This is a genomic window from Micromonospora sp. CA-259024 (assembly GCF_050936255.1).
In the GTDB taxonomy this organism is placed as follows: Bacteria; Actinomycetota; Actinomycetes; order Mycobacteriales; family Micromonosporaceae; genus Micromonospora.
The window spans coordinates 3,263,347-3,279,238 of record NZ_JBNJND010000001.1; the positions used below are offsets into that span (position 1 = coordinate 3,263,347).

Here is a 15,892-nt window from a genome sequence, read left to right on the forward strand (position 1 = left end):
CAGGCTGGCAACCCGATCACTAGGCTCAGGGCATGGAACAGCGCAGCTTCAACCGGCTCGGCCGGACCGTCGGCGCGGTCGGCCTGGGTGCATGGCAACTCGGGGCCGACTGGGGCACCGTCAGCGAGACCGACGCGATGGCGGTGCTCGCCGCCGCCGTGGACGCCGGGGTCACCTTCCTCGACACCGCCGACGTGTACGGCGACGGCCGCAGCGAGCAGCTGATCGGCCGCTTCCTGCGCACCCGCCCCGACGCCGGGCTGACCGTCGCCACCAAGATGGGCCGCCGCGTCGAGCAGCGTCCGGAGGCGTACACGTTGGCCAACTTCCGGCAGTGGACCGACCGGTCCCGGGCGAACCTGGGAATGGACACGCTGGACCTGGTCCAGTTGCACTGCCCGCCCACCGCCGTCTTCTCCTCCGACGAGGTCTTCGACGGCCTGGACACCCTCGTCGCCGAGAAGGCCATCGCCGGGTACGGCGTCAGCGTCGAGACCTGCGACCAGGCCCTCACCGCGATCGCCCGGCCCGGGGTGGCCAGCGTCCAGATCATCCTCAACGCGGTCCGCCACAAGCCGTTGGAGCGTGTCCTGCCGGCCGCCGCGGCGGCCGGGGTCGGCATCATCGCCCGGGTGCCGCTGGCCAGCGGCCTGCTCTCCGGCCGGTACGACGAGCACACCGAGTTCCCCGCCGACGACCACCGCAACTACAACCGGCACGGCGCGGCGTTCGACGTCGGGGAGACGTTCTCCGGCGTCGACTTCGAGCGGGGCCTGGCCGCCGTACGCCGGCTGGCACCGCTGGTCGACGCCGACCGCACCATGGCGCAGTTCGCGCTGCGCTGGGTGCTGGACCAGGCGGGCGTCACCGTCGTCATCCCCGGCGCCCGCGACGCCGACCAGGCCCGACGCAACGCCGCCGCGGCGAACCTGTCGCCACTCACCGAGAGCCAGTTGACCGGCGTACGCGAGATCTACGACGAGCTGATCCGCCCGCAGGTGCACGACCGGTGGTGACCCGCGCACCCGGGGTGCTCGCGGCGCGCCGCCCGGCCGGCGATGCTGGAGGGTGGCGCGCCGCCCCGGGTGGCGGAGAGAGGACGCGATGAGGGGCTGGCTTCCGCTCACCCTCGGCCTGCTGGCCGTCGTGATCGGTGCGGTGTGGACGGTGCAGGGCCTCGGTTACGTCCGTGGCAGCGTGATGACCGACGAGAAGATCTGGGTCGTCCTCGGCCCGCTCGTGGCACTGGCCGGGCTGGTGGTGCTCTGGCTCGGCCTGCGTTCACGCCGCCGACGCTGAGCAGTCGTTCCACTGCGGAGACCGACCCGACCCGGCACATGGAAAGCCCCGCATCCCGAGAGATGCGGGGCTACACAACGACCCATGGCCGGAGCGTCCCACTGGCCGGCGGGGGCCGGCCATATCACTCAGATGGGACGGACCTGCTCAGCCTGCGGGCCCTTCTGACCCTGAGCGATCTCGAACTCCACCCGCTGGTTCTCTTCCAGCGAGCGGTAGCCGCTGGTCTGGATGGCCGAGAAGTGGACGAAGACGTCAGCACCCCCGCCATCAACGGTGATGAAGCCGAAGCCCTTGTCAGCGTTGAACCACTTCACGGTTCCCTGCGCCATGTGTATCTCCTTCTAAAACTGGTGGCCGTGCACGCCGTCCGGCCGATTGGCCGATTTCGAGCAGCGGTGCCTGAGACGGCCCCACGAAGGAGACTTCTCTCAACCCACGCCATCTCGCAACAGCGGGGAACAGCAAATCACGGACGCAAAAAGTCTGTCACGACCTTCCCGACGAATTTCTCCGACATGTGACCTGACGGATGCCTAAGATCCGCTGGGCGGCGTCCGATGCCATGCGAAAGCCCCCTTCCCATCGATGCGGGAAGAGGGCTGAAGTCGCTGTGGTCAGTCCGGCCACCTGCCGGTCATCCGGCGGACGCCGACCGCGCCGCCCCGGTCCACGGCAGCCCGGACGACCGCGAAGATGGCCCCCTGCAACGCCGCGGCGGCCAGGATCTCGCCCCAGCCGCGATCCTCGTCGGTCGCGCTGGGCGCCTCGCCGTCGCCCGCGGTGACCTTCCAGACCTGCCGGAAGATCGATCCCGCGACCGCACCCGCGGCGATCCCCAGCAGCACGCCGACCGGCCGGTACGCGACCCTGCCGATGCTCTTGCTCACCTACGCCTCCCCCGCACGATCATCAGCACCACCACGGTGGCCACCGCACCGGCGGCGACGGCCGCCCACGGCACCAGATTGCGTCGCACCAACTCGCCCTTGTCGTGCGCCTGCGCGCGCGCCAACTCACCCTTGTCGTGCGCCTGCGCCCGCGCCAACCCGGCGCCACGCAGGGCCTGCCCACGGACCCGGGCGACGGTCTGCGCCGCCTGCTCGCGCATCCGCTCCTTCGCCTGCTCGGCGGACTCCCTGAGGCGCGCCTTGACGTCGGCCTTGGCCGCCAACGCCTCCATCGTCTCGCCCAACTCGACCCGGGTGCGACGGATCTCCTCGCGGAGGGCCTCCGTGTCGCCGGTCCCGTTGCCCGTCACTGCCGCCCCCTGTCCTTCACCGCGGCGGTGACGGTGTCCATGTCGGCCCGGAGGCTGCGGACCGTGGCCGCCGGCATCGGCGGGACCGCACGGCTGACCTGCTTCTTGCCCACCAGGGCGAGAACGCCGGCCACCAGGAAGCAGGCCACCGCCACGATCAGCGCGGCGGCCCAGGCGGGCAAGACCAGGTCGAGCAGCAGGATCGCCGTGGCGACCAGCGCGCCCAGGCCGAAGAATGCCAGCGCGCCACCGCCGCCGAACAGGCCGATCCCGATGCCTGCGTGCTTGCCCTTCTGCGTCAACTCCGCCCGGGCCAGCGCCAGTTCGTCCCGCACGAGGCGGGAGACCTGCTCGGTGGCCCGCTGCACCAGCTCAGCGGTGGAGGGCTCGCTCCCGTTGCGGGATGTGCGGGCGTTCGCCACGTCAGCCATGCTGTCCTCCTTTCCTCATCACCGCGCTGTATGCCCGGAGTCGCCGCCCGTCAATCCTAAGGCGCGCCGAGCAGCTCACCGTCCCGGTTGTCCGCACGCCGCGCCGCCAATCCGGCGCCGGCCCACTCGATCCGCGCCAGACACGTCCGGCAGCAGATCCCCCACCCAAGCCCGACCAAACCTCCCACCAGCGACCCCCCGGTGCCCACCCGGTCCCCCGAACCCCGGTGATCAAGAGGTTTCGGTCAGAAAACCGGGCTTGGATGACCGAAACCTCTTGATCACCAGGGAAGAGGGGGTGGGGTCAGGGGCGGGTTTCTTCGGGGCCCACGAAGGCTTCGCTGCGGGCGTCGCCGTCGTCGCTACCGCCGAAGACGCGGGCGTCGTCGGGCGCCCCGGTGTCGGTCGGGCGGCGTTCCGGCCGGCGCGGCTGCACCCACTGCCAGGGCAGGCTGCTGCTGGAGTCACCCCACTCGGTACGCGTCCGGGGCATCGCGGTCGGGCGGCTGTCCCGGATCCAGGCCACCAGGTGCTCGCGGACGAGGCAGCGCAGGTCCCACAGGCTGCCCGCGTCGGCGGCACTGACCAACGCGCGCATCCGCACCAACCCGCCGGTGGCGTCGGTGACCTGCAGGACGCAGACCCGGCCGTCCCACAGCTCGGTGCCCTCGACCAGGCGGCGCAACTCCTCGCGCATGGTCTGCACGGGCACCGCCCAGTCCACGTCGAACTCAGCGGTGCCGAGCACCGCCGCCTCGGTCCGCGTCCAGTTCTGGAACGGCTTGCTGGTGAAGTAGGAGGTGGGCAGGATCAACCGCCGGTCGTCCCAGATCTGCACGACGACGTAGCTGAGGGTCAGCTCCTCGATCCGACCCCACTCCCCTTCGACGACGACCACGTCGTCGAGCCGGACCGCGTCGCTGAAGGCGAGCTGGAGGCCGGCGAAGACGTTGCCGAGCAGGCTCTGCGCGGCGAGCGCGGCCACCACACCGACCACGCCGGCCGAGGTCAGCACACCAGCGCCGATGCCGCGCACGCTCGGGAACGTCATCAGCATGACGCCGACGGTCAGGATGACGATCACCGCGATGGTCAGCCGGCGCAGCATCACCACCTGGGTCCGTACCCGCCGGGCGTGCCGGTTGTCGGGCACGTCGACCCGGAACCGGGCCAGCGCGGTGTCCTCCACAACCACCAGCAGCGCGGCCACCAGCCAGGCCGTGGTGGCGATGACGCCGAGGATGAGCAGGTGCAACAGCAGCCGACGCCAGCCCTCACCGACGGCGTACCCGGTGCTGAAGCGGGCGGCGAACTGCACCGCGAGGACCGTGGCGGCGACCTGGAACGGGCGGTGCGCGTGGTCGGTCAGCTCCGTCATCAGCAGTGAGCGGTGGCCGAGCCGCCGGGTGACCCGGTGGACGACCTCGACCAGGAACAGGGCGACCGCCGCCGCGACGAGCGCGGCGACGGCCGTTCCGAGGTAACTCTGCACGGGTGTGGTGCTCCCTCCGGATGGGCGACGGTGCTCGGGCAAAAGCCCAATAGTGCCCGTTGCCTCCCGAATCGGCTAGCTCAGACCTTGCGGTACCGGGACTGCAGGAGGCAGAACAGGCCGAAGGCGGCGATGCCGAGGGCGACCAGGCTCAGCAGCACCGTGCCGTAGGACTGCTCGCGCAGCGTGTGCAGCGCGGCGTCCAGACCACGGGCCTTCTCCGGGTCGTAGTTCACCGCCGCCACGATGATCAGCAGGCCGGCGATGCCGTACGCGATGCCCTTGGCGACATACCCGGCGATACCCAGCCGGCGGGCCAACTTGCGGGTCTTCGGGCTCATCTGCCCGGTCTTCAGATGCTTCTCGAACCGCTTGACCAGACCGTAGATCACCAGGCCGACACCGATCGCGGCGAGCACCAGCCCGGCAAGGCCGACCAGCCAACGGCCACCACTGGAGGTCATCAGCTTGCCGGTCAACGCCTCCTGCTGGTCGGCGCTGTTGGAACCGGCGTCCTTGAAGACCTTGAACGCGGTCCAGGCGAAGTAGAGGTAGACGATGGCCCGGCCGGCCGAGGCGAGCCGCTCCACGACCCGTTCCCTACCCTGCTCGGCGCGGTGCCCCACCGCCGCCTCCAGCGCCTGCCAGATCGCCATCGCGAGCAGGCCCACCGCGGTGGCGATGACCAGGAACCTGCCCAACGGCTGCGCGGCGAGGGTCCGCAGGGCGCCGGACTGGTCGCCGTCGTCGCTCGACGTCCCGAACGCGATCTGCAACGCCAGCCAGGCGAAGAGCAGGTGGACGATGCCGTAGCCGATGAAGCCGGCCCGGGCGAGGAGTTCCAACCACCGGCTGTCCGCCGTACGGGAGGCGGTGGCTTCGGCGCTACGGGTAAGTGACATGGCGCCACAGTCTCCGATTCCGAAGATCCCCAAACGTCGGCCACCGCCCCCGCCCAGGTCAGTTGCCCGGGTTGCGCGACAAGCGAATCTTGACCTGCTGGTCGGTGACGCTGTCCAGGGTGACCGCGAAGCCCCCGGCCTCGGTGGCCTGCTGTCCGGTGGTGAGGGTGAGCTGTTCGCCGGCGACCTCGACGGTCACCTGGTCGCCTTCCGCGCCGACCAGCTTGGCCTCGACGCCCAGGATGGTGGCGCTCGCGTCGACACCCCGTTCGAAGGTGACCGTGCAGGCGTCCAGCCCGCAGTCTGTGGAGGCGCCCTGCGAGCTGCAGCCGGCGAGCACGGCGAGGCCGAGTGCCAGGCCGGCGAACAGACCGGCGGCGCGGCGGACGGTGGGCTTTGGGATGGTGGCGGGTCGGTTCGTCACCCCGCCAAGGGTACGAGATGTTCGCGACACCTCCACCGAACGGTGATCATCGTGCTGGCCGACCGGGGGTACGAGGGCACCGGCTAGGGTCCCGACATGCCCTTCGACATCGCCCGCACCCGGGCCGCCTACCCCGCCCTTACCGAGGGCTTCGTCCACTTCGACGGGGCCGGGGGCACCCAGACCGCGGCCGGTGTGATCGACGCGGTCACCGACACCATGCGTGCGGCGGTCGGCAACCGCAGCGCCGCCTTCACGCCGGGTCGCCGGTCGTTGGAGCTGGTGGCCGAGGCCCGCTCGGCGGTGGCCGACCTGCTCGACGCCGACCCGGCCGGCGTGGTGCTCGGCCCGAGCGCCACCGCGCTGACGTACACCCTGGCCCGCACGCTCGGCGCGGGCTGGCGCCCGGGCGACGAGGTGGTGGTCTCCCGGCTCGACCACGACGCGAACGTACGGCCGTGGGTGCAGGCGGCCGAGGCGGCCGGTGCGACGGTGCGCTGGGCCGAGGTCGACCGGCACACCGGTGAGCTGCCCGCCGGGCAGTACGCCGACCTGGTCGGTGAGCGGACCCGCCTGGTCGCGGTGACCGCCGGAAGCAACGCCATCGGCACGATGCCGGACGTGCCGACGATCGCCAAGACCGCGCACGCGGTCGGCGCGCTGGTCTACGTCGACGGGGTGCACTCGGTCCCGCACGGGCCGACCGACCTTGCCTCGCTCGGCGCGGACGTGCTGGTCACCAGCGCGTACAAGTGGTCCGGGCCGCACCTGGCGGCGATGGTCGCCGACCCGGCCCGCTGGGCGGCGCTGCGCCCGGCGAAGCTGGTGCCGTCCTCCGACGCGGTGCCGGAGCGGTTCGAGTACGGCACCCCGAGCTTCCCGCTGCTGGCCGGCGTGGCCGCCGCGGTGGATCACCTGGCCGGGTTGGACCCGGACGCGGTCGGGGACCGACGGGCGCGGCTGCGGGCCGGCCTGGCCGCCGCCCAGGCACATGAGGAGGCGCTGCTGGACCGGCTGCTCGCCGGGCTGGCGGAGCGCCCGGCCGTCACCGTCTACGGCTCGCCGGCCCGGCGCTGCCCGACGGTCTCGTTCCGGGTCGCCGGGATGTCACCCGGGGCGACGCAGGAGGCGTTGGGCGCCGCCGGGTTCTGCCTCTCCGTCGGCGACTACTACGCCTATGAGTACTTCCAGATGATGGGTCTGCGCGACAGCGGCGGCGCGGTGCGGGCCAGCATCTACCACTACAACACCGCCGACGAGGTGGACCGGTTGCTCGCCGAACTGGACGTGCTGGCCGACGGCGCGGGGAGAATGGCCGGATGAGCACCCTGGTCGAGGACAACCCGGCGAAGCACCGCTTCGAGATCCTGGTCGACGACGCGCTGGCCGGCTTCACCGCGTACCTGATGCGCGGGGAGATCCTGGTCTTCACCCACACCGAGGTGGATCGGGGCTTTCAGGGCAGGGGTGTGGGCGGCGCGCTGGTCCGGGGCACCCTGGACGAGGTCCGCGCCCGGGGCACCAAGGTGGTGCCGCAGTGCCCCTTCATGGCGGCGTTCATCGACAAGCACCCCGAGTACGCCGACCTGGTCGTCGACCTCCCGTAGGACCGGCGCGTCAGCGCCGGCCCCGTCAGCGCGGACGCGCCGGCCGCGCGCTCAGCGCGCGCCGGTCAGCACCTCGGCGGCTGCCCGACCACTGGCCCGGGTGGCGCCGTGGGTCGCCAGGTGCACGGCCCCGGTGACCAGCTCGGGCACGCCCAGCTCGACCACGACCGCGTCCGGCCGGGCGGCCAGCGCGCGTTGCACGGCGGAGCGCATCCAGTCGTGCCGGTGCAGGTCGCGCACCACCAGGACGAGGGGGCGGGTGCCGGCCCCGGCACCCGGGTCGGCCGGCACGTCGGGTTCCGCGTAGCGGACCGTGCTCGTACCGGGCAGCAGCTCACCCAGCGGCGCGCCGACGCCCCACGGGGTCTCCGCGCCGATGGCGATGTTGCGCGGCGGCTCGAACTCGACCACGTGCGCCGCACGGGTCAGCGGCAGGGTGACCGTCGCGGTCTGGGCGGCGGTGACCCGAACGGCCCGGCGGGCGGCGACCAGGCCGACGTCGGCGGCACCGCGCGCTGCGGCCGGTCCGGCGGTGCGGGCGGCCACCGTCCAGGCGGCGAGCTGACCGACCCGCTTGGCCGCCTCGGCGAGGCGTTCCTCGGGCAGCTCACCGGAGACGACCGCGGCCACGATGGCGTCGCGCAGCTCGCGGGCCGCCTCCTCGTCGGCCCGTTCGCCGCCGATGCAGATCGCGTCGGCACCGGCGGCGAGGGCGCGGACCGTCGCCCCGGCGAAGCCGTACCGGTCGGCGACCGCGCGCATCTCCACCGCGTCGGTCACCACCACGCCGGAGAAGCCCATCTCGTCGCGCAGCAGCCCGCTCAGGATGCGCTGGCTCAGCGTGGCCGGCAGTTGCGGGTCGAGCGCGGGCACCAGCAGGTGGCCGGTCATCACCGCCTGCACCCCGGCGGTCACGGCGGCCCGGAACGGGGCCAGCTCGCAGGCGTCCAGTCGCTCCCGGTCGGCGGTGATCCGGGGCAGGTCGTGGTGCGAGTCGACGCGGGTGTCGCCGTGCCCGGGGAAGTGCTTGGCGCAGGCGGCCACGCCACCGGCCTGGAGCCCGCGGACCCAGGCGGCGGTGTGCCGCGCGACCAGCGCCGGGTCGGCGCCGAACGAGCGGACGCCGATCACCGGATTCTCCGGGTTGGAGTTGACGTCGGCATCCGGGGCGTAGTTGAGGGTGATCCCCGCCGCGGCCAACTCGACGCCGAGGTCCCGGGCGACCGCCTCGGTCAGCCCCGGGTCGTCCACCGCGCCGAGGGCGAGGTTTCCGGGCCGGGAGCTGCCGTGGACCGACTCGAACCGGGTGACGTCGCCGGCCTCCTCGTCGATCGCCACGATGACGTCCGGCCGCTCGGCGCGCAGCGTCGCGGTGAGCGCCGCCACCTGCGCGGGGTCGACGACGTTGCGGGCGAAGAGCACTACTGAGCCGAGGCCCTCGCCGAGCCAGCGGCACACCCACGGTGGCGGGGTGGTGCCGACGAACCCGGGTTGCAGGACGGCGGAGGCGAGGGCCGGAAGGTGCCCGGTGGGCGCGGTCACGCCGCCCCCTCGTGGCGGTCGGCGTCGATCACCGGCGTCGGTGCGCCCCCGTCGACCCACTGGTTGCGCTCGCTCATGCGGCCCCCGTACCCCATCTCTCGCGCGCCCTCGGCGCACCGCCACCGGCAGGCGGTCCTGCCATGGTCACACCGGGCGATTCAATAGTCAATAAACCTTACAGTTGCCCGATGGTGCGGTCCCGGGGAGAGTGCGGGGATGGATCCCGCCCTGCTGGCCGACGCGACGAGCCCCGCCGACATCCCCGGCGTACGCCTGCTCGGCCTGGTGGTCGGCGCCCTGCTGCTGCTCGCCGCGATCCGGGCGATGTTCGGTCGATGCTGAGCGTTCCCCACCGATCGAGACCCGCCGAACCGGGCATGGTCGACGGCGACCCGGGTACCGCTCTCTCCATCAGCGGGTCCGCGCGCCGAAGGGGAAGCAATGAAGATCGGTTACTTTTTGTCCAGTGAGGAGTTCACGCCAGCCGAGTTGCTGGAGCAGGCGCGCGGTGCCGAACGGGCCGGCTTCGAGGCGCTGTGGATCTCCGATCACTACCACCCGTGGGTGGACGCGCAGGGCCAGAGCCCGTTCGTCTGGTCGATGATCGGCGCGCTCAGCCAGGTCTGCTCGTTGCCGGTGACCACCGCGGTGACCTGCCCGACCCTGCGGATCCACCCGGCCGTGATCGCGCAGGCGGCGGCCACCAGCGCGGTGCTGCACGGCGGGCGGTTCGTGCTCGGCGTCGGCACCGGCGAGGCGCTCAACGAGCACATCTTCGGCGACGCCTGGCCGCAGACCGACGTCCGGCTGGAGATGCTGGAGGAGGCCGTCGAGGTGCTGCGCGCGCTGTGGGGCGGCGACTTCGTCAACCATCACGGCAAGCACTACACCGTCGAACACGCCCGGATCTACACGCTGCCCGACACTCCCCCGCCGATCTACGTCTCCGGCTTCGGCCCGAAGTCCATCGACCTGGCCGCCCGGATCGGCGACGGCTACGTGAGCACCATGCCCGACGGCGAGATGGTCCGGCGCTTCCGCGAGAACGGCGGCGGCGACAAGCCGTGCCAGGCCGGCTTCAAGGCGGCGTACGCGCAGAGCGAGGACGAGGGCATGCGGATCGCGTACGAGCGCTGGCCCAACGCGGGGGTGCCGGGTGAGCTGTCCCAGGTGCTCCCCTCACCGCGCCATTTCGAGCAGGCCGCCGAACTGGTCAAGCCGGAGATGCTGAAGGAGGCGTTCGTCTGCGGCAACAGCGCCGACGCGCACCTGGAGATGATCGACCAGTACGCCAAGGCCGGCTTCGACGAGGTCTACGTGGCCAACACCGGCCCGCACCACCAGGGACTGTTCGACCTCTACCAGCGCGAGGTCCTGCCCCGACTGCGCTGAGCCCCGTCCGGCCGCGCGGCGGCAGCCCCGGCGGGCGTCGCCCCGGCCCCGGTCAGTCGGCGGCCGGGGCGACACCGTGCAGCAGGGTCACCACCAGGTCGTCGATGGCGGCGGCTGGTAGGCCCGGTGGCGTGCCGCCCGGGTGCAGCAGGTGCTGGAGCACCAGGTCGTGGCAGACACCGACGACCAGCGCGGCCACCGCGTCGACCCGGGCGTGCGGGGCGACCCGGCCGAGTCGTTGTTCGGCACGCAGGTAGTCGGCCACCGCGACCCGCACCGGCCAGTCGACGGCCTCCGGCTGGGGCAGCTCGGCGAGGCGGTCCAGGACGGCGCGCTGGTGCAGCAGCCCGGCGAAGGCCGGCAGGACCGCCGCGTGCAGAGCCAACGCCCAGGTCAGGTAGGCCCGCAGGTTCGCCTCGACGGTGGCGGCGCCCGCCTGCCCGGGCGGTGCGCCCGCCAACCGCTCGGCCGAGCGGAGATGGGCCTGCAGGGCGTACGCGAGCAACTCCTCCTTGTCGGCGAAGTGGTTGTAGAGCACCCCGTCGGCGACGCCGGCCTCTCGGGCTATGTCACGCACGGTGAGCCGCCCCGCGCCCCGCTCGGCGATCAGCCGTTCCGCGGTGGCGATCAGGTGGTCGCGCAGGCTCTGGTCGCCGCCGCGCAGCGCCGCCGCTCTCCTCGGTGCCATCGTCGACATGGTAGAGGCACGACGACCTCGATCCGGCCGGCGGTCAGCCGGGGCGCCGGGCGGTGACCAGCCAGGCGGTGCCGCGCAGGCGTACCCCGTCGGGCTGCTCGTACTGGCGCATCGCGGTGGTCAGTGCCGTGGTGGCCCGTGCCGCGACGGCCTGATCCACCCGCGACAGCTGGTGCCGGATCGGGCCCCAGGCGGCGAGGAACTCGCCGGCGTCGGCCGCGTCGCGCCCCCAGAGCTGCGTCGCCTCGACCGGCGTGCAGGCGACATCGAGGAATCCCGCGTCGGTGAGGACCTGCCGCACGATCGCGGGATCGGCGAGGGAGAGCGGTTCCGCGACGGCCGTGCCGTCGGTCTCCGACGGCGGCAGGTGGTCGGCGAGGGCGGCCAGCACCGACCCGAGGTCCCCGCCCCAACCATCGTCGAGGCAGACGAAGTGGAGCCGACCGCCGGGCCGAAGCGCACGGCCGATGGCGTCGAACGCGGTGACCGGGTCGCCGAAGAACATCACGCCGAAGCGGCTCAGGGCGACGTCGAAGCGGCCCGCCGGGAACGGGTGGACCTGGGCGTCGGCGTGGATGAACCGGACGTTCGACAGACCCTCGACCCGCGCGCTGGCCGCGGCGCGTCGCAGCATCGGCACGGAGAGGTCGATGCCGGTCGCCTCGCCAGGGTGGCCGGCGGCGGCGGCGAGTCTGGTCAGCTGCCCATTGCCGCAGCCGATGTCGAGCACCCGGTCGCCGGGGCGGACCGCGGCCAGCAGTAGCGGGTTGAAGCCGCGGTTGACCGCGTCGTAACGGTCGGCGTGCTCGGCCCAGTGCCGCCCCTCGTAACCGTTCCAGGCCTGCGCCTGCTGCTCGTTGACGATCACGCCACGCACCTCCATCGATCATGAACACTCGTTCACGAACATACGTTCATGATGGTGTTCGGCGAGCCTCCTCGTCAACCCGTCGACAGGTGCCGGATCGGCCCGTCCACCCACGACGGTTTCGGGCGTGAACGGGTCGGGTACCTCCGGCCCTCGATGAAACTGACCACGCACTCGATGACGTTGCGCCGCGCGGCCCGGAGCCTTTTCGGCTGGAAGGCGCTGCGGCCCAACCAACTGGCCGCCATGCGTGCGGTGATGAAGCGACGTGACGCGCTGGTGGTGTTGCCCACCGGTGCCGGCAAGTCGGCCATCTACCAGATCCCGGCCAGCCTGATCCCCGGCCCCACCGTGGTGATCTCCCCGCTGCTGGCCCTGCAGCAGGACCAGATCGCGGCCCTCAACGAACGCCAGCGCCCCGAACTGCGCGCGGTGCGGATCAGCTCGAACGAGTCGGCCGCCCAGCAGGCCCAGGCGATCACCGAGATCCGCGAGGGTCGGGCGGAGTTCCTGTTCATCACCCCGGAGCAACTGAGCAACCCCGACCGGATGGCCGAGGTCGCCTCGCTGAAACCGGCGCTGGTGGCGATCGACGAGGCGCACTGCATCTCGGCCTGGGGGCACGACTTCCGGCCCGACTACCTGGCGCTCGGGCACCTGATCGACGGCATCGGCCGGCCGCCGGTGGTGGCGCTGACCGCTACCGCGTCCCCGCCGGTACGCGACGACATCATCGCCCGATTGCGCCTGCGCGAGCCGGAGGTGGTGGTCTCCGGGCTGGACCGGCCCAACCTGTTCCTGGAGGTGGCCCACTGCCCCACCGAGGACTACCGGTGGCGACGCCTGGTGACGCTGCTGCGCGACGACGAGCGGCCGGGGATCATCTACGTGCCGACCCGCCGCGCGGCCGAGGAACTGGCCACCCGGTTGACCGACGCCGGCTTCCCGGCGCAGTTCTACCACGGTGGAATGCCGGCCGGCGCCCGTGCGGAGCTGCACGAGGCGTTCCTCGCCGACCAGGTCCCCATCATGGTGGCGACCTCGGCGTTCGGCATGGGCATCGACAAGCCGGACATCGCGTGGGTGGTGCACATGGCGCTGCCCGACTCACCGGACAGCTACTTCCAGGAGATCGGCCGGGCCGGGCGCGACGGTCACCCGGCCCGGGTGCTGCTGCTCTGGCAGGCCGAGGACGTCGGCCTGCAACGGTTCTTCAGCGGGGGCCTGCCCGACGCCGACGAGCTGCGGGACCTGGCCGCGCTGCTGCGCCGCGAACCGGCCACCAAGACCGAGCTGCGGGCGGCCACCGGTCTCGGGCCGCGCAAGCTGGGCCAGTACCTCAGCCTGCTGGAGCAGGTCGGCGCCGCCGAGCCGCGCGCCCGGCAGCGCATCGGCACGCCGCGCTACTCCCCCTCCCCGGCGGACGCCGCCTCGGCGGCACTGGCCGAGGCGGAACGGCAGCAGACGGTGACCCGGTCCCGCACCGACATGATGCGGGCCTTCGCCGAGACCAGCGCCTGCCGGGGGCAGACGCTGCTGGCCTACTTCGGCGAACAGATGACCCAGGTCTGCGGGCACTGCGACAACTGCCACCACGGCACCAGCGTCGCCGACCAGGGGGCGCTCGGGCCGTTCCCCGTACACAGTCAGGTGCGCCACCCGGAGTGGGGGCACGGCCTGGTGCTCTCCTACGAGGAGGACAGGATGACGGTTCTCTTCGATGAGGTCGGGTACAAGACGTTGTCGGTGCGCGTGGTGTCCGAACAGGGCCTGTTGACCCTGGACTAGCCTGACCCGGGCACCGGCGTGGGGCCCGGTGGATCGACCAAGCAGAGCACCGATTGACCAAGCAGAGCAGGGCGGAAGGGGCGTTGCCGTGATCGAGCAGCCGGCGTACACCGGTTTCGGTTTCTCCGACGGGGAGTGGGGGCTGCTGGTAGGCCTGCCGCAGTCGGTTCTGACCGCGGCGAGCGCCGCCGAGTCCGACGGCGCCCGCCGGACCATGGCGGAGACCGCGGCCGGGCTGGAGACCATCGCCGCCGGCCGGGAGTCGGCCAGCCCGCTGGTCGCCGCCGTGGCCGGTGAGATCGTGACCCGGGTCGGTGACCCGGAGACCGGTGAGGAGTTGCCGGTCATTTCGCCTGACGACCCGCGGGCACTGATCGACGACGTCCTGCTGCGGGCCGGCCAGGCCGCCGCGTTGCTGGCCGGCCGCGTCGACGAGGGCGAGGCCGGCGCGTACAAGCACTGGCTGGTGCAGATCGCCGAGCAGGTGGTGGGTGCCGCGGCCAGTGGTGGGCTGCTGGGCATCGGGGGCGAGTCCGTCAGCGACTCCGAGCGGCGCTTTCGCGACCGGCTCGCGCACGTGCTCACCGACTGACGGACGACAACGACGGACCGGCCGGACCGGTCGGCTCGGCGGCCAGCGCCGTGGGGTCGGCCGGTCGGACGCCGCGGAGCGCGACCAGCGCGGCGACCGCTCCGAGCAGCATCGCCGCCATGGCGGCGATCGCGGCGAGGTGCAGCCCGTCGGTGAACGCGCCCCGGGCGGCGTGCAGCACGGCATCGGCCAGATCCGCCGGCAGTTTCTGCGCCACCGCGAGCGCCCCACCCAGGGTCTCCCGGGCCTCGCCGCCGGCATCCGCGGGCAACCCCGCCGGGAGGCCGTCGATGATCTCGCGGCGGTACACGGCCGCGCCCACGCTGCCGAGGATCGCCATCCCCAACGCGCCGCCCAGCTCACTGCTGGACTCGGTCAGCGCGGACGCGACACCGGCCTGCTCGGGCGGCGCCGCGCCGAGGACCAGCTCGGTGACGAGTGACATCACCATGACCAGGCCACCCGCGTAGACACTGGCGCCGACGAGCAGCAGCCACAGCGGCGACTCCGGTGTGACCCGGGTCAGCACCGCGAAGCCGAGCGCGGCGATCCCGAAACCCGCGGCGATCAGGTACGCCCGCTCGACGCGCTGGGCGAGCGCGGCGGCGGCCGGCGCGATCCCGCCCACCGCGAGCGACGGCACCAGGCTCCACAGTGCCGCCCGCAACGGGCTCAGGCCGAGCACCAACTGGAGGTGCTGGGTGGTGAAGATGGCGAAGCCGACCAGGGCGAACATCGCCAGCAGGTTGACCGCGAGCGATCCGGCGAAGCCACGCCGGCGGAACAACGCCAGGTCGATCATCGGGTACGCCCGGGTCCGCTGCCGGTGCAGGAACAGCGCCCCCACCAGCAGGCCGGCGACGATGGTGAGCACCCGCGGCGCGGTGAGGCCGTCGCGGGCCATCTCCTTGATGCCGTAGATCACCGGCAGGAGCGCGCCGAGCGACAGTGCTGCGCTGATCAGGTCGAACCGCCCGGTCGCCGGGTTGCGGAACTCCGGCACCAGGATCGGGGCGAGCAGGAGCAGCAGCACCATCGCCGGGATGTTGATCAGGAAGATCGAGCCCCACCAGAAGTGCTCCAGCAGGATGCCGCTGAGCACCGGGCCGATCGCGATGCCGCCGGTGAGCGTGGCGGTCCAGATGCCGATGGCGGTGCCGCGCTGCTTGGCGTCGTGGAACATGTTGCGGACCAGGGCGAGCGTGGACGGCATCAGGGTGGCCCCACCGACGCCGAGCGCCGCGCGCGCGGCGATCAGCGTCGCGGCGCTGTCGGCGTACGCGGCCAGCAGCGAGGCCGCCCCGAACGCGGTGGCGCCGATCAGCAGGAGCCGGCGTCGGCCGATCCGGTCGCCCAGAGCGCCCATGGTGATGAGCAGTCCGGCCAGCACGAAGCCGTAGATGTCGAAGATCCAGAGCTGCTGGGTGCCGGTGGGGCGCAGCTCCTCGCTGATGAACGGGACGGCGAAGTAGAGCACCGACACGTCCATCGAGACCAGGAGCAGCGGCAGCATCAGCACCGTGAACCCGATCCACTCCCGCCGGCCCGCTCGGGGTGCCGGTGTGGTCGTCGTCGTCATGATCAGTTCCTTTCTGCG

Annotated in this window: 19 protein-coding genes; 8 read left to right on the top strand and 11 right to left on the bottom strand. The window is 72.4% G+C overall.

Annotated elements, in window-relative coordinates:
• The first annotated feature begins 32 nt into the window (after nt 1–32).
• Together ACQEUX_RS14210 and ACQEUX_RS14215 are read left to right on the top strand one after the other, a co-directional pair.
• Nucleotides 33–1,016, top strand: coding sequence for an aldo/keto reductase (locus ACQEUX_RS14210; RefSeq protein ID WP_433046815.1), 984 nt, complete (start codon nt 33–35; stop codon nt 1,014–1,016).
• Nucleotides 1,017–1,104: 88 nt separating this feature from the next.
• Nucleotides 1,105–1,299: a hypothetical protein gene (locus ACQEUX_RS14215; protein ID WP_433046818.1), complete on the top strand. Its 195-nt coding sequence runs from the start codon at nt 1,105–1,107 to the stop codon at nt 1,297–1,299.
• Between the two features lie 128 nt (nt 1,300–1,427).
• Here ACQEUX_RS14215 and ACQEUX_RS14220 read toward each other — a convergent pair whose 3' ends face one another.
• The 7 genes from ACQEUX_RS14220 to ACQEUX_RS14250 form a co-directional block, all read right to left on the bottom strand.
• Nucleotides 1,428–1,631: a cold-shock protein gene (locus ACQEUX_RS14220; RefSeq protein WP_030338233.1), complete on the bottom strand. Its 204-nt coding sequence runs from the start codon at nt 1,629–1,631 to the stop codon at nt 1,428–1,430.
• 285 nt (nt 1,632–1,916) lie between these two features.
• Entirely contained in the window at nt 1,917–2,189 is a 273-nt protein-coding gene (locus tag ACQEUX_RS14225; protein WP_433046821.1) for a DUF4235 domain-containing protein, read from the bottom strand.
• Nucleotides 2,186–2,560 carry a DUF3618 domain-containing protein gene (locus tag ACQEUX_RS14230; RefSeq protein ID WP_433046824.1) on the bottom strand — a complete coding sequence of 125 codons (375 nt, stop codon included), beginning with the start codon at nt 2,558–2,560 and terminating at the stop codon, nt 2,186–2,188. The genes ACQEUX_RS14225 and ACQEUX_RS14230 overlap by 4 nt, the downstream gene beginning before the upstream one ends.
• Nucleotides 2,557–2,991: a phage holin family protein gene (locus ACQEUX_RS14235; RefSeq protein ID WP_433046827.1), complete on the bottom strand. Its 435-nt coding sequence runs from the start codon at nt 2,989–2,991 to the stop codon at nt 2,557–2,559. Before ACQEUX_RS14235 ends, ACQEUX_RS14230 begins: the two co-directional genes overlap by 4 nt.
• Nucleotides 2,992–3,295: 304 nt before the next feature.
• Nucleotides 3,296–4,483, bottom strand: coding sequence for a mechanosensitive ion channel family protein (locus ACQEUX_RS14240; protein WP_433046830.1), 1,188 nt, complete (start codon nt 4,481–4,483; stop codon nt 3,296–3,298).
• Nucleotides 4,484–4,563: 80 nt separating this feature from the next.
• Nucleotides 4,564–5,385, bottom strand: a complete 822-nt coding sequence (locus ACQEUX_RS14245) for a DUF1206 domain-containing protein (RefSeq protein ID WP_433046833.1) — start codon at nt 5,383–5,385, stop codon at nt 4,564–4,566.
• Between the two features lie 58 nt (nt 5,386–5,443).
• Nucleotides 5,444–5,809: a hypothetical protein gene (locus ACQEUX_RS14250; RefSeq protein WP_433046836.1), complete on the bottom strand. Its 366-nt coding sequence runs from the start codon at nt 5,807–5,809 to the stop codon at nt 5,444–5,446.
• Nucleotides 5,810–5,905: 96 nt separating this feature from the next.
• Between ACQEUX_RS14250 and ACQEUX_RS14255 the strand changes: the two genes are divergently transcribed.
• Both ACQEUX_RS14255 and ACQEUX_RS14260 read left to right on the top strand, forming a co-directional pair.
• Nucleotides 5,906–7,132 carry a cysteine desulfurase-like protein gene (locus tag ACQEUX_RS14255; protein ID WP_433046839.1) on the top strand — a complete coding sequence of 409 codons (1,227 nt, stop codon included), beginning with the start codon at nt 5,906–5,908 and terminating at the stop codon, nt 7,130–7,132.
• The gene (locus ACQEUX_RS14260) at nt 7,129–7,416 is read left to right on the top strand and encodes a GNAT family N-acetyltransferase (RefSeq protein WP_433046842.1); all 288 of its coding nucleotides are present in this window, start codon (nt 7,129–7,131) and stop codon (nt 7,414–7,416) included. Before ACQEUX_RS14255 ends, ACQEUX_RS14260 begins: the two co-directional genes overlap by 4 nt.
• A 51-nt stretch (nt 7,417–7,467) precedes the next feature.
• Here ACQEUX_RS14260 and ACQEUX_RS14265 read toward each other — a convergent pair whose 3' ends face one another.
• On the bottom strand, nt 7,468–8,958 hold the full coding sequence (locus ACQEUX_RS14265) for a glycoside hydrolase family 3 protein (protein WP_433046845.1): 1,491 nt from the start codon (nt 8,956–8,958) through the stop codon (nt 7,468–7,470).
• Nucleotides 8,959–9,174: 216 nt separating this feature from the next.
• Between ACQEUX_RS14265 and ACQEUX_RS14270 the strand changes: the two genes are divergently transcribed.
• Nucleotides 9,175–9,300 carry a hypothetical protein gene (locus ACQEUX_RS14270; RefSeq protein ID WP_433046848.1) on the top strand — a complete coding sequence of 42 codons (126 nt, stop codon included), beginning with the start codon at nt 9,175–9,177 and terminating at the stop codon, nt 9,298–9,300.
• Nucleotides 9,301–9,399: 99 nt separating this feature from the next.
• A complete protein-coding gene (locus ACQEUX_RS14275) occupies nt 9,400–10,350 on the top strand; it encodes a TIGR03557 family F420-dependent LLM class oxidoreductase (RefSeq protein ID WP_433046851.1) in 951 nt (316 codons plus the stop codon).
• 52 nt (nt 10,351–10,402) lie between these two features.
• Here ACQEUX_RS14275 and ACQEUX_RS14280 read toward each other — a convergent pair whose 3' ends face one another.
• Together ACQEUX_RS14280 and ACQEUX_RS14285 are read right to left on the bottom strand one after the other, a co-directional pair.
• Nucleotides 10,403–11,038: a TetR/AcrR family transcriptional regulator gene (locus ACQEUX_RS14280; protein WP_433046854.1), complete on the bottom strand. Its 636-nt coding sequence runs from the start codon at nt 11,036–11,038 to the stop codon at nt 10,403–10,405.
• A 43-nt stretch (nt 11,039–11,081) separates the two neighbouring features.
• Entirely contained in the window at nt 11,082–11,915 is an 834-nt protein-coding gene (locus tag ACQEUX_RS14285; protein ID WP_433046857.1) for a class I SAM-dependent methyltransferase, read from the bottom strand.
• A 156-nt stretch (nt 11,916–12,071) separates the two neighbouring features.
• Here ACQEUX_RS14285 and ACQEUX_RS14290 point away from each other — a divergent pair, with 156 nt between their 5' ends.
• Together ACQEUX_RS14290 and ACQEUX_RS14295 are read left to right on the top strand one after the other, a co-directional pair.
• Nucleotides 12,072–13,703: a RecQ family ATP-dependent DNA helicase gene (locus ACQEUX_RS14290; protein WP_433046860.1), complete on the top strand. Its 1,632-nt coding sequence runs from the start codon at nt 12,072–12,074 to the stop codon at nt 13,701–13,703.
• Between the two features lie 88 nt (nt 13,704–13,791).
• Nucleotides 13,792–14,295 (top strand): hypothetical protein, encoded by a 504-nt coding sequence (locus tag ACQEUX_RS14295; RefSeq protein WP_433046863.1) that lies wholly within the window; start codon nt 13,792–13,794, stop codon nt 14,293–14,295.
• On the opposite strand, the gene ACQEUX_RS14300 is transcribed toward ACQEUX_RS14295, so the two are convergent.
• Entirely contained in the window at nt 14,285–15,880 is a 1,596-nt protein-coding gene (locus tag ACQEUX_RS14300) for an MFS transporter (protein ID WP_433049838.1), read from the bottom strand. The genes ACQEUX_RS14295 and ACQEUX_RS14300 overlap by 11 nt on opposite strands.
• Between the last annotated feature and the right edge of the window lie 12 nt (nt 15,881–15,892).

Bases quoted from the DNA above. Each gene is read 5' to 3' on its own strand.
- ACQEUX_RS14215 (WP_433046818.1), top strand. From the start codon at position 1,105: ATGAGGGGCTGGCTTCCGCTCACCCTCGGCCTGCTGGCCGTCGTGATC.
- ACQEUX_RS14235 (WP_433046827.1), bottom strand. From the start codon at position 2,991: ATGGCTGACGTGGCGAACGCCCGCACATCCCGCAACGGGAGCGAGCCC.
- ACQEUX_RS14245 (WP_433046833.1), bottom strand. From the start codon at position 5,385: ATGTCACTTACCCGTAGCGCCGAAGCCACCGCCTCCCGTACGGCGGAC.
- ACQEUX_RS14290 (WP_433046860.1), top strand. From the start codon at position 12,072: ATGAAACTGACCACGCACTCGATGACGTTGCGCCGCGCGGCCCGGAGC.
- ACQEUX_RS14220 (WP_030338233.1), bottom strand. From the start codon at position 1,631: ATGGCGCAGGGAACCGTGAAGTGGTTCAACGCTGACAAGGGCTTCGGC.
- ACQEUX_RS14260 (WP_433046842.1), top strand. From the start codon at position 7,129: ATGAGCACCCTGGTCGAGGACAACCCGGCGAAGCACCGCTTCGAGATC.
- ACQEUX_RS14280 (WP_433046854.1), bottom strand. From the start codon at position 11,038: ATGGCACCGAGGAGAGCGGCGGCGCTGCGCGGCGGCGACCAGAGCCTG.
- ACQEUX_RS14255 (WP_433046839.1), top strand. From the start codon at position 5,906: ATGCCCTTCGACATCGCCCGCACCCGGGCCGCCTACCCCGCCCTTACC.
- ACQEUX_RS14275 (WP_433046851.1), top strand. From the start codon at position 9,400: ATGAAGATCGGTTACTTTTTGTCCAGTGAGGAGTTCACGCCAGCCGAG.
- ACQEUX_RS14210 (WP_433046815.1), top strand. From the start codon at position 33: ATGGAACAGCGCAGCTTCAACCGGCTCGGCCGGACCGTCGGCGCGGTC.
- ACQEUX_RS14270 (WP_433046848.1), top strand. From the start codon at position 9,175: ATGGATCCCGCCCTGCTGGCCGACGCGACGAGCCCCGCCGACATCCCC.